Origin of the sequence: Arthrobacter sp. K5, from assembly GCF_040448525.1 — a bacterium.
Lineage (GTDB): Bacteria > Actinomycetota > Actinomycetes > Actinomycetales > Micrococcaceae > Arthrobacter > Arthrobacter globiformis.
This window is the reverse complement of record NZ_CP159279.1, coordinates 1,600,688-1,613,441: the sequence shown is the minus strand read 5'-3', so window position 1 is coordinate 1,613,441 and position 12,754 is coordinate 1,600,688. Positions and strand designations below refer to the sequence as shown.

Here is a 12,754-nt window from a genome sequence, read left to right as displayed (position 1 = left end):
TTGCATTGCCTTAATCGATGAGCTTGATGTTCACGGTTCCCAAATCCGCTCCTTCACCCGAACCCTCAAAGGCGTCAATTGACTCGAATTTGACGAACTGGCCGATAATGCAGCGGTTGTTGCCTGCCGAACAGGCCAGTGAGGCGTTCATACCAGGATCAGTCGCTGTGTTGCGGAACTCGTACTCGTGGTTATTGCCGAACTTCCAGCCCCAGATCTTGAACGTCGCATAGCCAATGATGTGGAACTGGCCGTTTTGTCCCTGGTTGGTGGCGTCATCGAAGATGGGAAAGGCGACCTTGACCTCCCCGCCGGCAAGGATGGTGCTCTTCCAGCCACCGAGGATGGCGGCGCAGCCGCTCGGGGGATTGTTGCCCGGGTCCGAACCGATCTGATTCGTGCCGGTTTCGGTGGTTGCCTCACATGGTGAACTCTGGTCCAGCCAGCCCCATCCGCCAGGAATCTGTGTGCCTGAAGGCCCGGTGCAGGTACCACCTGGCTTGTATGAAATTTTCTGGACCTCGCCGGTCGGACTTGCTTCCGAGAGATTGAAGCAGTTGTCGGAAATCGCCAGAGGGAAGCCTTTGCCGCCTGAGGGCGGTTCGGCCGAGGCTATCGCGAAGGCGCCCACAGAGGCCGGCGGTGCATTCAATACGGCAGCGAACAGCTTGCTGAGGAAGCTGTTGCTGCCGTTTTGAGTGGTGGTTCTGACGGTGACCTGGTCGGCTACGGACAAGTCAACTTCGGATACGTTGGACTGTCCGTCGTTGGAGTTGCCGTTTGCGAGTGGTTCCGCGATCGCTTCGGCCTCCGCCTGAGCACAGCCCGTGGCATGGCAGGCTTGGGCAACCGCAATCGCGCCCGCATCGGCGCCGTTCTGGAGTTGCGCCCGCTCGGCATAGATCTGCCCCACGTCCACGGCAAGGGCGCCGGCACCGATGATTACGAGCATCATCACCGCCACCAGCACGCCCGCCGCTCCACGTTCGCCGTCGGTGTGGTGTCGAGTCAGCCGCCGCATCGCATGGCTCCTACTCCAGTCACGGTGACGGAACTTCCGAAGATCCCCGTCAGGGTGGCCGCGGGGTAGGTGATGGTGACAGTCATGTTGTCGCCATCGGCGCAGGCGGCCGGGCTGAAAGAGTAGTCGAAGTCGCCGGTACTGAGCCCGGGCGCGCCGGCGGCCGCGGCGAGGGCAGCCGCGCCCTGGTCATCCTCGATTGCCATCTCCCTGGCCGCTTCCCGTGCCGCCTGAGTGACGGAAATCTGGAGGTTATAGGCGTGAGAGAACTCGACAATTCCCGCCACCAGGGCAAGAAGGATGGGGGCAACCAGAGCGAACTCGACGGCAACTGCGCCGCGATCACTCAGGACGTGTTTTCCCCTGATGGAGCATGAACTTCTGCGTTTCACTGGACCCCTCCGCGAATAGGGACAGCTGGAATGGGAAGCGTGCCGCGTCCGCTGGGGCGAACGCGGCACGCCGGGGGAATTGGAAACTGCGAAGTGGCAGCTAGTTGGCCCAGGCTGCGACGTGTCCGCCGAGCTCCGCGAACCAAGCGCTGAGGCCGTTGCCGAACGTTGTGACGCCGGCAACGATGATGAACGCGATGAATGCCACGAGCAGCGAATATTCGGTTGCGGTGGCGCCTTTTTCGGATTCCAGCCGGTCCTTGATTCCGGAAACGAAAGCGAGAACGGAGACCATGAGAGTAGTCATTGTATTTTCCTTAAAGTTGGTGGAATAAATGCTTCGAATTCCAGCCTCCCCCATACCGCGAAAGGGCTGGCGCTTCGATAGCTAAAGAATCCACCGAAAACCGGTTCGGCAACAATGCGTAGGCCTACCCGACTTTCCCCCCACGGAAATAAGTATTCCCCCCAAGCAGGTACTCAGGTTAGGAAAACTACAAGCACCGGGCTACTTGGATGGTCAAGAAATCATCAAGATCCTTATAGGAAATTCAACGTTTCAGCGGAAATCCTGGCCTTTACGATGCCAGTAAAACGGTGCCCAGCGCAGCGGCCAGCATCGAGGGTCCAAAGGCGACTTCCGAGCTCAAATTGGCGCGTTTTAGCCTGATCAAAACGACGGATAAAATCCCGCCCAGCACGAAGCCGAGGGCTCCGCCGTAGAACAGTTGGCTCCAGCCCAAGTAGCCCAAGTAAAGACCCACCGGGGCGGCAAGCTTGACGTCGCCCATGCCGATGCCGTTTGGCGAAATCAGGGCCAAAATCAGGAAAGTAACGAACAGGACGGCGGCTCCTGCCGCCGCGCGAAGCAGTTCGGCCCACTCTGCCGCGACGGAGCTGCTCAGAAAGAGGAGCGCCAGGCCGGCCGCCAGCAGCGTTAGCACGAGGGGATTCGGCAGCAAATGGTGAGCCAGGTCAATGCGGGCCAGCTGCACGCCGAGGACGGCCAGCAGAAGAAAAGCCGGCAGTGACCACTCAATCCCGAACCTCAGCGCAAGGGTGCCGCACAGCAATCCGGTGAGTGCCGCCGTCGTAATTCTTGTCCGTACGCCCGGCAATCCGCCCAGGCGGGGGAGGGTGCGGGCGATGAGGAGTTCAGCAAGCGGGCTCAGTAGAACGCCAAGGAGTCCAACGGCCACGGCAAAGAACGGGCCGGCACTGGCGGCGATACCTGCTGACGACACATGGACTCCTGGGTGGAAGGGCCCCGGCGCTGGCGCAGGACCCCAAGCCCCCGCCGCCGGATACCCCATTTTGACCCGGGCCCGCGGTTGGCGCTATTCTTGGTAGTCGTTGTGCGTGTCCTTTCTCGATGATGCGTGCCCGCTTGGGGATCCAGTTGCAGGGTCGCTACCCAACGGGCATTTTCGGGACTAGGGGATAACTGGTCCATAGAGCCCTCACCTCTGTTCCGGTCGCGCATAGATAGTAGGCGCACCCCGCGTGACGCCTAAAACAAGAACGCCAGAACAAGAACGAGGCAAACACCGTGCGTACGTACACCCCGAAGCCCGGCGATATCAACCGCCAGTGGCACGTCATTGACGCCACCGACGTTGTCCTGGGTCGTCTTGCCAGCCAGACCGCAACACTGCTGCGCGGAAAGCACAAGCCGACCTTTGCGTCCCACATGGACATGGGCGACTTCGTCATCATCATCAACGCTGAAAAGGTTGCCCTCACCGGCGCCAAGCTGGAGCAGAAGCGCGCATACCGCCACTCCGGTTACCCGGGCGGCCTGACCTCCGTCAACTACGCGGAACTGCTTGAGTCCAACCCGGTCCGCGCCGTTGAGAAGGCCATCAAGGGCATGCTCCCGAAGAACTCCCTCGCTGCCCAGCAGCTGAGCAAGCTGAAGGTCTACCGTGGCGCCGAGCACCCCCACGCAGCCCAGCAGCCCAAGACTTTCGAAATCACCCAGGTCGCCCAGTAGTCCTGGCCACCAACACTTTTATCTACAAGGAGAACCGTGGCTCAGAACGATGAACTGACCACCGAAGCCGTTGAGGCTGAGGAAAACCTGACCAGCTACACCTCGGAAAGCGGCGCTGCTGAAGCTGCCCCGAAGAAGGAGCGCCCGGCACTGACCGTTGCCGGCGCAGCTGTTGGCCGCCGCAAGGAAGCCGTTGCACGCGTTCGCGTTGTGCCGGGCTCCGGCAAGTGGACCATCAACGGCCGCGAGCTGGATAACTACTTCCCGAACAAGCTGCACCAGCAGGACGTCAACGAGCCCTTCAAGATCCTGGATCTCGAAGGCGCGTACGACGTCATTGCCCGCATCCACGGCGGTGGCCCCTCCGGCCAGGCCGGTGCACTGCGCCTCGGCATCGCCCGTTCGCTGAACGAGATCGACGTCGAGAACAACCGCGCCACGCTGAAGAAGGCAGGCTACCTCACCCGTGACGCCCGCGTCATCGAGCGTAAGAAGGCCGGTCTCAAGAAGGCACGCAAGGCTCAGCAGTACTCCAAGCGCTAAATTCGCTTGTCGAGGCGATTTCGCCTCGTTCAGAAGCCCGTTCCGCCGATTGGCGGGGCGGGCTTCTGCCGTTAAGCCCGGTTACCGCACGGGCAGTGGCGGTGAGCAGGGGAAACGTCCGCAACACCCTTCACGGACGCCGCTCCGGGTGGGTTCAAGGCAGGGACGGGCACCTGAATCGTCTAAACTTGACCCCGATGTCTACATTATTTGGAACAGACGGTGTCCGGGGCCTGGCGAATGGCCTGCTGACTGCCGAGCTCGCAATGCAGCTGGCCCAGGCCGCCGCCGTCGTGCTTGGCCATGAACGCACCAGCGAAGGTGCGCGCCCGCGTGCCGTCGTGGCGAGGGATCCCCGCGCAAGCGGTGAGTTCATCGCCGCAGCCGTGGAAGCCGGGCTCTCCAGCTCCGGCATCGACGTCTACGACGCCGGCGTCCTGCCCACTCCGGCCGCCGCCTACCTCGTGGCAGACCTGAACGCTGACTTCGGCGTCATGATCTCCGCCTCGCACAACCCGGCTCCCGACAACGGGATCAAATTCTTCGCCCGGGGCGGCCAGAAGCTCCCCGACGAGGTGGAGGACGCCATCGAGGCCCAGATGGGCAAGGAACCCTTCCGCCCGGTGGGCGGCGAGGTGGGCCGCATCCAGCGATTCTCCGACGCCGAGGACCGCTACATCGTCCACCTCCTGGGAACCCTCCCGCACAACCTCAACGGCCTCAAGGTGGTCCTCGACTGCGCGCACGGTGCCGCCAGCGGCTGTTCCCCCCAGGTCTTCAAGGACGCCGGCGCTGACGTCGTCGTCATTGGCGCCGAACCGGACGGCCTGAACATCAACGAGGGCGTGGGCTCCACGCACCTCGGCCCGCTCAAGGCGGCCGTGGTGGAGCACGGCGCCGACCTCGGCATTGCCCACGACGGCGACGCCGACCGCTGCCTGGCCGTGGACCACGAAGGCAACGAGGTGGACGGCGACCAGATCATGGCCATCCTGGCCGTTGCCCTGAAGAAGGCCGACAAGCTCACGGACAACGTCCTTGTGGCCACCGTGATGAGCAACCTCGGCCTCAAGATCGCGCTCCGCGACGCGGGCATCGCCATCCGCGAGACGGGCGTGGGGGACCGCTACGTGCTGGAGCAAATGCGCGACGGCGGCTACAACCTGGGCGGCGAACAGTCCGGGCACGTGATCCTCGCCGACTACGCCACCACCGGCGACGGCGTGCTGACCGGCCTGCAGCTGGCTGCACAGGTGGCCCTGACGGGCCGCCCGCTCAAGGAGCTCGCCACGATCATGACCAAGCTGCCCCAGGTCCTCATCAACGTGAAGGACGTGGACCGGAGCCGGGTCAAGGGCGACGAGACGCTGGCTGCAGCCGTCAAGGCAGCCGAAGCCGAACTGGGTGAGACCGGCCGCGTGCTCCTGCGCCCCTCCGGCACCGAGCCCGTTGTGCGCGTCATGGTGGAGGCCGGCGACCAGCAGACCGCCCAGGTCATCGCCGAACGCCTCGCCCAGGTCGTGAAGACCCAGCTGGCGCTGCAACTCGTCGACTGAGTTTCGCACCGTACTGCAAAAGCAGCCCGCCTCCGTGACGGAGGCGGGCTGCTTTTTTGCTGGCCCTGGGGGGCCGTTCGCTGGCCGCTGTGGTTCCCTGGCCTTCAGGGCCGGGCGTCTCCGGCCGGCGCTATTTGGCCGCCTGGTTCTGGTCCTGCAGGGCGTCGCGGATTTCCTTCAGCAGGGCTATCTGCGGATCCTCGGCCGCTTCCTTCTTGGTGTCCTGCCCGATGCCCAGCTTGCGGTTACGGTGCTCGATCAGCCGGTTCATCGGGGCGACGATGACGAAGTAGAGCGCGGAGGCAACCAGCAGGAAGTTGACCACGGCGGTAAGCAGCACACCGAACCGGACGTCGCCGAACGCCAGGAAATCATCAAAGTTCGGCTCTCCGACCAGCAGCGAGATCAGCGGCATCAGGACACTCTTGACCAGCGCATCCACCACGGCGCTGAACGCTGAACCGATGACCACCGCCACGGCCAGGTCAATGACGTTTCCCTTGAGAACGAACTTTTTGAATCCACTAAGCATGCCAACCAAACTACCGCACCCTGTTTACGGGACGGTTCACCGGACGTTGACCGGCCAGCGGCGCGCAGGCAACAGCGCCCCAGCGTCAGCGGTAGCCGGGAGCGGCCGCCAGGCCGAAATACTGCTCCAGGGTGGCGATGCCGCGCTTCCGCATGTCCGTGGCCGCCGCCACACCGATGTATCGCAGATGCCACGATTCGTGAAAGTATCCGGTGATGGCGTGCTGCATCCACGGATACCGCACCACGAAGCCGAAACGGTGCGCGTTCGCCTTGGCCCAGACGGCTGCGGGCTGCTCGGCGAAGCAGGGCTGGAAGCTGCAGGCGCCGCCGCCGTCGCCGATGTCGAACGACCATCCTGTCTGGTGTTCGGAAAAGCCCGGCCGGGCCGAGGCGGTGTCCGCTGCGGCACGTCCCTGGGAGCTCACCCAGCCGTTGTACGTGACGGTCTGGGTCGCGTAGGACCGGTAGCCGCTCGCCAGAGTCATGGTGACGCCATCCGCCGCTGCCGCGGCGAACATCCGTTCTGCGGCAGCCGCCGTCGTGCGGTTCAGCTGGGCCGCCTCGCCGGAGACGGCGAGGGCCACTCGAGGCTGGACCAGATCGGCCGGAACGTAGTTGGCCGGCTTGAGCGGGCGGTGCTTGTTGACGATCACCCAGGGGCTGGCGGGGGCGGTCAGCGAGTACTGCTTGGCCAGGCGTGAAGCGGCCGACGGCGGGGCTGCCGCCGTCGTCGTCGTCGCCGTCGCGGACGGCGACTTTGCGGACGCGCTGGCCGACGACGAAGCGGAGGGCGCCGGGGAAGCCGTGACGGATGACTTGGCAGAGCTGCCGGCGGACGCGGAGCCGGACCCCGGGGTGGACGCGGCCGGCGAGGCCGTGCCGGAAGTACTCGAGGTTGTGCCCGAGGCGGTCGAACCGGTTCCCGGAGCGTCCGGTGCAGGGCCGGGGGTGCAGGCCGCGAGGGCCGACATGCCGGCGCCGGTCATGAGCAGCCGCGCCACTGCGCGGCGCGTGGGGCGTGGTCCGGGCTGGGCATCGGCGGAAGGCTCCGGAGGGCAGTTGCAGCACATGCGTGCTAGACCTTCCTCAGCAGCATTCTGCGGACGGAGTGGTCCGCTTCCTTGGTGAGTACAAGCTGCGCCCGTCCCCGGGTGGGCAGCACGTTCTCTTCCAGGTTGGGCTCGTTGATGCGCTTCCAGATGTCGCGGGCCGTCGCTTCGGCTTCGGAGTCGGACAGCGTGGCGTAGCGGTGGAAGTACGATTCCGGCTGCGCGAAGGCGGTGGAACGGAGTTTGCGGAACCGGTCCACGTACCATTCCTCGATATATGACGTCTTGGCGTCAACATAGATGGAGAAGTCGAAGAAGTCGCTCAGCGCCAGCCCCTGGCGGCCGTCGTGCCGCGGCCGCGCGGGAGCGAGCACGTTCAGGCCCTCGACAATGAGGACGTCCGGACGCCGGACCACCACTTCCTTGCCGGGGACGATGTCATAAGTGACGTGCGAGTACCAGGGTGCCCGGACCTCCTCGGCGCCGCCCTTGATCTCGCTCACGAAACGCAGCAGCGCGCGGCGGTCGTACGACTCCGGGAAACCCTTGCGGTCCAGCAGCTGCCGCCGCTTGAGTTCGGCCAGGGGATACAGGAAACCGTCGGTGGTGATGAGCTCGACGTTCGGCGTGCCCGGCCAGCGCCGCAGCATCTCTCGGAGGACACGCGCGATGGTGGACTTGCCCACGGCCACGGAGCCGGCAACGCCGATCACGAACGGTGTGCGCTGAGTCTGCTCGCCAAGGAATGTTGTGGTGGCCGCATGCAGCTGGCCGGCAGCCTCCACGTACAGATGCAGCAGCCGTGACAGGGGGAGGTAGACCTCGCGCACCTCGCTGATGTCCAAGGGGTCACCAAGGCCCCGAAGGCGCAGCACATCCTCTTCATTAAGGGGCTGCTCCATCTGGGCCGAAAGGCGGGACCAGGTCTGCCGGTCCAGCTCCACGAACGGGGAAACACCCTCTCCGTTCGCTTCGTTGCGTTGCAAAGTCACCCTAGAGATTCTGCCCCTCCCGGCGCCGAGAGCGAAATGCGGCCTGTCTTGAGTGATTCTTGACCCTTTGCATTACTGATTCCTGAGCCTGCTGCGGGACTGTTCAGTGAATAAGGCAGAACTCTTGAAGGGTCTCAACATGGGAAAGGCAGTCACACCGGAGGCGCCGCAGCGGACTGGCCGCGACTTTGGCGGCAGACGGGGCGGGGGAGCAGCCACCCGGATCCTCGAAATACGGCGCCGGAAACGGTTTGCCGCGGCCGGGCGCTGGGCCAACTTTGCGGTCCTCATGATCCTCCTCTTCGCTGCCCTGGGCCTCGTCATCATCCCCCAGGCCACCGGATCCCGGACCTACACCGTGCACACAAACTCCATGGCGCCGACATATTCCGCCGGCACGTTCCTCGTGGTGAGGCCCACCACCTTGAGCCAGCTGAAATACGGCGACATCGTCACCTACCAGCCCGCCCCGGGCAGCCGCGAGGTCCGCACTCACCGGATTGTGGGCTTCGGCGCCATGCAGGACGGTGAGAGAACCCTGATCACCAGGGGCGACAACACCAACGCCAACGACCCCGCGCCCGTCCGCGCCCGCCAGATTAAAGGGATGCCCCTCTATGCAATCCCGCTGGTTGGCTACCTCACCAGTGCACTCGGCGACGCGGACCGCGACCTCTGGATGACGCTGGCGGCGGCGGGCCTCGTTGGCCCGTGCGTGCTGCTCATCGTCCTGGGCGTTCGCAGGCGGCGGCGGGCAGGATGACGCGACTGGCGGGCTGACGAAGCACATCGGACTGAGACGCCGGTGGAGGTCATCCGACGTCGGTTCTCCGCAAAGCCGGTTAGGCTTATACCCATGTGTGGAATCGTGGGTTATGTTGGCCGTTCGTCGGGTCGGGCTGATGCCGGGCACGGCGCGTTGGATGTTGTTCTTGAGGGTTTGCGCCGCCTGGAGTACCGGGGTTATGACTCGGCCGGTGTTGCGGTGGTGGCTAACGGGGAAATTTCCTCGCGGAAGAAGTCCGGAAAGCTGAGCAACCTGCTCGCCGAGCTGGAGGAGCGGCCGTTGCCGGAGTCGCTGACCGGTATCGGGCACACGCGGTGGGCCACGCATGGTGGCCCGACGGATCAGAACGCTCACCCGCATCTGTCTGATGGCGGGAAGCTTGCGGTGATCCACAACGGCATTATTGAAAACTTTGCTGAGCTGAAGCAGGAGCTGCTGGCCAAGGGTGTTGTCTTCGCGTCTGAGACGGACACCGAGGTGGCCGCGGCGCTGCTGGGTGACATTTTCCGGAACAAGCTGGGCGGGGACGTCTCGGACGGCGGCCTGACCCGGGCGATGGAGCTGGCCTGCCAGCGGCTGGAGGGTGCGTTCACGCTGCTCGCGGTGCACGCTGACCAGCCTGACGTGGTGGTCGCGGCGCGCCGGAACTCCCCGCTGGTTGTCGGCCTGGGTGAGGGTGAGAACTTCCTGGGTTCGGACGTGTCCGGGTTCATCGATTACACCCGCCGTGCGGTGGAGCTGGGCCAGGACCAGATCGTGACGATCACCGCTGACACGGTGGAGATCACGGACTTCTTCGGCGCCCCGGCACAGGGCAAGGAGTACCACGTGGACTGGGACCCGGCCTCCGCGGAGAAGGGCGGCTTCTCCTCGTTCATGGAGAAGGAAATCCATGACCAGCCCGACGCCGTGGCGCAGACCCTGCTGGGCCGTTCGGACCTGAACGGCAAGCTGACCCTGGATGAGCTGCGGATCGATCCGGCGCTGCTGAAGCAGGTGGACAAGATCATCGTCCTGGCCTGCGGCACGGCCGCGTACGCGGGCATGGTGGCGAAGTACGCGATCGAGAACTGGTGCCGGATCCCCACCGAGGTGGAGCTCGCGCACGAGTTCCGGTACCGGGACCCGATCGTGGATGCGAACACCCTGGTGGTCTCGATCAGCCAGTCCGGCGAGACGATGGATACGCTGATGGCCGTCCGGTACGCCCGTGAACAGGGCGCCAAGACCATCTCGATCTGCAACACCAACGGTTCGACGATTCCGCGTGAGTCCGACGCCGTGCTGTACACGCACGCCGGCCCGGAAATCGCCGTCGCGTCCACCAAGGCGTTCCTGGCCCAGATCACCGCCGCGTACCTGCTGGGCCTGTACCTGGCGCAGCTGCGCGGGAACATCTTCTCCGGCCAGATCAAGGACGTCCTCGCGGACCTGGGCAAGATCCCGGCCAAGATCCAGAAGATCCTGGACAACGCGGGCCCCTTGCGTGAGCTGGCGCGGAGCATGAAGGACGAGAAGTCCGTGCTGTTCCTGGGCCGCCACGTGGGCTTCCCGGTGGCCCTTGAGGGTGCGTTGAAGCTGAAGGAAATCGCGTACATCCACGCGGAGGGCTTCGCTGCCGGTGAGCTCAAGCACGGCCCGATCGCGCTGATCGACGAGGGCCAGCCGGTGTTCGTGGTGGTCCCGTCCCCGCGCGGCCGGGACTCGCTGCACTCCAAGGTGGTCTCCAACATCCAGGAAGTCCGGGCCCGCGGTGCCCGAACCCTGGTCATCGCCGAGGAAGGCGACGAGTCGGTCCGGGATTACGCAGAGCACGTGTTCTACGTCCCGGAGACCCCGACGCTGCTGATGCCGCTGCTCACCACGGTTCCGCTGCAGATTTTTGCTGCCGAACTGGCCGGCGCCAAGGGCTACGACGTGGACCAGCCGCGCAACCTCGCCAAGAGCGTCACAGTAGAGTAAGCCCATGATTGTTGGCATCGGCGTAGACGTAGTGGACATCGAGCGCTTCGGACGGCAGTTGGAGCGCACCCCCGGGCTTCGGGACCGGCTCTTTGTGCCGGCCGAACGGGACCTGAACACCCGATCCCTGGCGGCGCGGTTTGCCGCCAAGGAGGCCGTGGCCAAGGTCCTCGGCGCGCCGGCCGGCATGAACTGGCAGGACTGCTGGATCGGGCTTGACCAGAACGGGCCCACCGTCCAGGTCAAGGGAACGGTGCTCGCTGTGGCCGAAGCCAAGGGCGTCAAACGGTGGCACCTCTCCATGAGCCACGACGGCGGCATTGCCACGGCCACCGTCCTGGCAGAAGGCTGACCCCCGGACGGACCGACCACATGATCAGCGCCTATACCGGAACCCAGATCAGAGAGGCTGAAAAGCCCCTGTTGGATTCAGGTATGGGCGCTGTTCTCATGCAGCGGGCGGCCCGCGGCATGGCTGGCGCCGCAATCGCGGAGCTGCGCAGCCGCGGACACCGCCTGTACGGCTCCAGCGTTGCCGTCCTGGCTGGCAAGGGCAACAACGGCGGCGACGGCCTCTTCGCCGCCGCGCACCTAGCCGGACGGGGAATGCGGACGACGGCGGTCCTCGCCTCTGACACGGCCCACCCGGACGGTCTGGCCGCCTTTCGGCGCGCCGGCGGCCGGGTGGTCACGCTGACTGACGCGAACGCCAGCGAGCTGGCAGCGCTGGCCGGCAGGGCCGACGTCGTTATTGACGCGCTGCTCGGAACCGGTGCCCAGGGCGGACTCCGGGGAGCTACTGCGGACCTCGTGTCCCGGCTGGCGGCAGGGTCCCATGGCATCGTGGTGGCGTGCGACGTGCCCAGCGGCGTTGATGCGGACACCGGCGAGGCCGGCGGCCCCGTGCTGCCCGCCGACGTCACCGTCACGTTCGGCGGGGCCAAGGCCGGTCTGCTGGCGGACCCGGGAGCGGATTTCGCCGGCCGGGTGGTGGTGGTCCCGATCGGCATTGAGGACGCACTCCCGTGGCCCGCCCTGCGCCGCCTGGAGGCCGCCGACCTGGCCGCCCTCCTCCCGCGCCCTGCACGGCGCGCCCACAAGTATTCGCGGGGCGTCCTCGGAGTGGTGGCCGGATCCCCGGCCTACCCCGGCGCCGCCGTGCTCGCCTGCCGCGGGGCGCTTGCCGCGGGCGTCGGCATGGTCCGCTACGTCGGGCCACCGGAGGTCGCCGACCTTATCCGCCACAGCTGCCCCGAGGTGGTCTGCAGCACCGGCACCGTGGCAGAAACCCACGTCCAGGCCTGGCTGGTCGGTTCCGGGATGGACGGCAAGGACGAAGACGAGATGCAGCGCGTCCGCGACGCCGTCGACTCCGGCCTGCCCATCGTGGCCGACGCCGGCGCCCTGCCCGTGCTGCCCGACGTGCTGGCCCCGCAGGTGGTGCTGACGCCGCACGCCGGCGAGCTGGCCACCCTGCTGCAGCGCCTCGGCGCCGACCTGGACCGGAAAGCCGTTGAGGCCGCCACCCTCGCTGCCGTGCGCCGCGCCGCCGGCCTGACCGAGGCCACCGTGCTGCTGAAGGGCGCCAGCACGCTGGTGGCGTCGCCGTACCAGGATTTCTACAGCCAGGCCGAGGGAACGCCCTGGCTGGCCAGCGCCGGAAGCGGCGATGTGCTGGCCGGAATCATCGGTGCGCTGCTCGCCCAGGTGGGCTCCGACGTCGGCCGCTTCCGGGCGAAGGGCATCGATCCGGACGAACGCTGGGCGGCCATTGCCGCCATGGGGGCGAGCCTGCACGGCCTCGCCGGAGCGGCAGCTTCAGCTGGCGGCCCGCTGACGGCGGGGCGAATTTGCGAGGCCCTACCCGAAATATGGGGTAAAGTCAGCACGCTTAGTAATTAATGGTGGGTCGGTAATAGTCCGGC

At 65.7% G+C, this 12,754-nt stretch carries 14 protein-coding genes; 7 read left to right on the top strand and 7 right to left on the bottom strand.

The features are described 5' to 3' along the window. Positions 1-10: 10 nt before the first annotated feature. From ABRP34_RS07210 to ABRP34_RS07195, 4 genes are all read right to left on the bottom strand, one after another. Positions 11-1,021 carry a Tad domain-containing protein gene (locus ABRP34_RS07210; RefSeq protein ID WP_003805356.1) on the bottom strand — a complete coding sequence of 337 codons (1,011 nt, stop codon included), beginning with the start codon at positions 1,019-1,021 and terminating at the stop codon, positions 11-13. After that, complete coding sequence (locus ABRP34_RS07205) at positions 1,009-1,413, bottom strand: TadE/TadG family type IV pilus assembly protein (protein ID WP_050934404.1); 405 nt, start codon at positions 1,411-1,413, stop codon at positions 1,009-1,011. The genes ABRP34_RS07210 and ABRP34_RS07205 overlap by 13 nt, the downstream gene beginning before the upstream one ends. A gap of 100 nt (positions 1,414-1,513) precedes the next feature. After that, the gene (locus tag ABRP34_RS07200) at positions 1,514-1,720 is read right to left on the bottom strand and encodes a Flp family type IVb pilin (RefSeq protein WP_003805354.1); all 207 of its coding nucleotides are present in this window, start codon (positions 1,718-1,720) and stop codon (positions 1,514-1,516) included. A gap of 271 nt (positions 1,721-1,991) precedes the next feature. Next, a complete protein-coding gene (locus ABRP34_RS07195; protein WP_353712718.1) occupies positions 1,992-2,657 on the bottom strand; it encodes an A24 family peptidase in 666 nt (221 codons plus the stop codon). Positions 2,658-2,962: 305 nt separating this feature from the next. Here ABRP34_RS07195 and rplM point away from each other — a divergent pair, with 305 nt between their 5' ends. From rplM to glmM, 3 genes are all read left to right on the top strand, one after another. Beyond that, positions 2,963-3,406, top strand: coding sequence for a 50S ribosomal protein L13 (gene rplM, locus ABRP34_RS07190; protein WP_003805351.1), 444 nt, complete (start codon positions 2,963-2,965; stop codon positions 3,404-3,406). 36 nt (positions 3,407-3,442) lie between these two features. After that, entirely contained in the window at positions 3,443-3,949 is a 507-nt protein-coding gene (rpsI, locus tag ABRP34_RS07185; protein WP_003805350.1) for a 30S ribosomal protein S9, read from the top strand. A gap of 197 nt (positions 3,950-4,146) precedes the next feature. Further along, complete coding sequence (gene glmM, locus ABRP34_RS07180; protein ID WP_353712717.1) at positions 4,147-5,505, top strand: phosphoglucosamine mutase; 1,359 nt, start codon at positions 4,147-4,149, stop codon at positions 5,503-5,505. 130 nt (positions 5,506-5,635) lie between these two features. Here glmM and mscL read toward each other — a convergent pair whose 3' ends face one another. The 3 genes from mscL to coaA form a co-directional block, all read right to left on the bottom strand. Next, the gene (gene mscL / locus ABRP34_RS07175) at positions 5,636-6,037 is read right to left on the bottom strand and encodes a large conductance mechanosensitive channel protein MscL (protein ID WP_353712716.1); all 402 of its coding nucleotides are present in this window, start codon (positions 6,035-6,037) and stop codon (positions 5,636-5,638) included. A gap of 85 nt (positions 6,038-6,122) precedes the next feature. Continuing rightward, positions 6,123-7,109 (bottom strand): M15 family metallopeptidase, encoded by a 987-nt coding sequence (locus tag ABRP34_RS07170; RefSeq protein WP_353712715.1) that lies wholly within the window; start codon positions 7,107-7,109, stop codon positions 6,123-6,125. A 5-nt stretch (positions 7,110-7,114) separates the two neighbouring features. Next, positions 7,115-8,080 (bottom strand): type I pantothenate kinase, encoded by a 966-nt coding sequence (gene coaA, locus ABRP34_RS07165; RefSeq protein ID WP_003805342.1) that lies wholly within the window; start codon positions 8,078-8,080, stop codon positions 7,115-7,117. A gap of 139 nt (positions 8,081-8,219) precedes the next feature. Here coaA and ABRP34_RS07160 point away from each other — a divergent pair, with 139 nt between their 5' ends. From ABRP34_RS07160 to ABRP34_RS07145, 4 genes are all read left to right on the top strand, one after another. Next, positions 8,220-8,843 (top strand): signal peptidase I, encoded by a 624-nt coding sequence (locus ABRP34_RS07160; RefSeq protein ID WP_353712714.1) that lies wholly within the window; start codon positions 8,220-8,222, stop codon positions 8,841-8,843. A gap of 93 nt (positions 8,844-8,936) precedes the next feature. Next, positions 8,937-10,829: a glutamine--fructose-6-phosphate transaminase (isomerizing) gene (gene glmS / locus ABRP34_RS07155; protein WP_353712713.1), complete on the top strand. Its 1,893-nt coding sequence runs from the start codon at positions 8,937-8,939 to the stop codon at positions 10,827-10,829. A gap of 4 nt (positions 10,830-10,833) precedes the next feature. Continuing rightward, a complete protein-coding gene (locus ABRP34_RS07150) occupies positions 10,834-11,181 on the top strand; it encodes a holo-ACP synthase (RefSeq protein WP_003805338.1) in 348 nt (115 codons plus the stop codon). A gap of 20 nt (positions 11,182-11,201) precedes the next feature. Beyond that, the gene (locus ABRP34_RS07145; RefSeq protein ID WP_353712712.1) at positions 11,202-12,731 is read left to right on the top strand and encodes an NAD(P)H-hydrate epimerase; all 1,530 of its coding nucleotides are present in this window, start codon (positions 11,202-11,204) and stop codon (positions 12,729-12,731) included. Positions 12,732-12,754: the final 23 nt, after the last annotated feature.

Excerpts from the sequence above, each read along its gene's own strand:
- ABRP34_RS07170 (WP_353712715.1), bottom strand. The coding sequence starts at position 7,109 with ATGTGCTGCAACTGCCCTCCGGAGCCTTCCGCCGATGCCCAGCCCGGA.
- mscL (WP_353712716.1), bottom strand. The coding sequence starts at position 6,037 with ATGCTTAGTGGATTCAAAAAGTTCGTTCTCAAGGGAAACGTCATTGAC.
- glmM (WP_353712717.1), top strand. The coding sequence starts at position 4,147 with ATGTCTACATTATTTGGAACAGACGGTGTCCGGGGCCTGGCGAATGGC.
- ABRP34_RS07210 (WP_003805356.1), bottom strand. The coding sequence starts at position 1,021 with ATGCGGCGGCTGACTCGACACCACACCGACGGCGAACGTGGAGCGGCG.
- ABRP34_RS07150 (WP_003805338.1), top strand. The coding sequence starts at position 10,834 with ATGATTGTTGGCATCGGCGTAGACGTAGTGGACATCGAGCGCTTCGGA.
- glmS (WP_353712713.1), top strand. The coding sequence starts at position 8,937 with ATGTGTGGAATCGTGGGTTATGTTGGCCGTTCGTCGGGTCGGGCTGAT.
- ABRP34_RS07145 (WP_353712712.1), top strand. The coding sequence starts at position 11,202 with ATGATCAGCGCCTATACCGGAACCCAGATCAGAGAGGCTGAAAAGCCC.
- ABRP34_RS07200 (WP_003805354.1), bottom strand. The coding sequence starts at position 1,720 with ATGACTACTCTCATGGTCTCCGTTCTCGCTTTCGTTTCCGGAATCAAG.
- ABRP34_RS07160 (WP_353712714.1), top strand. The coding sequence starts at position 8,220 with ATGGGAAAGGCAGTCACACCGGAGGCGCCGCAGCGGACTGGCCGCGAC.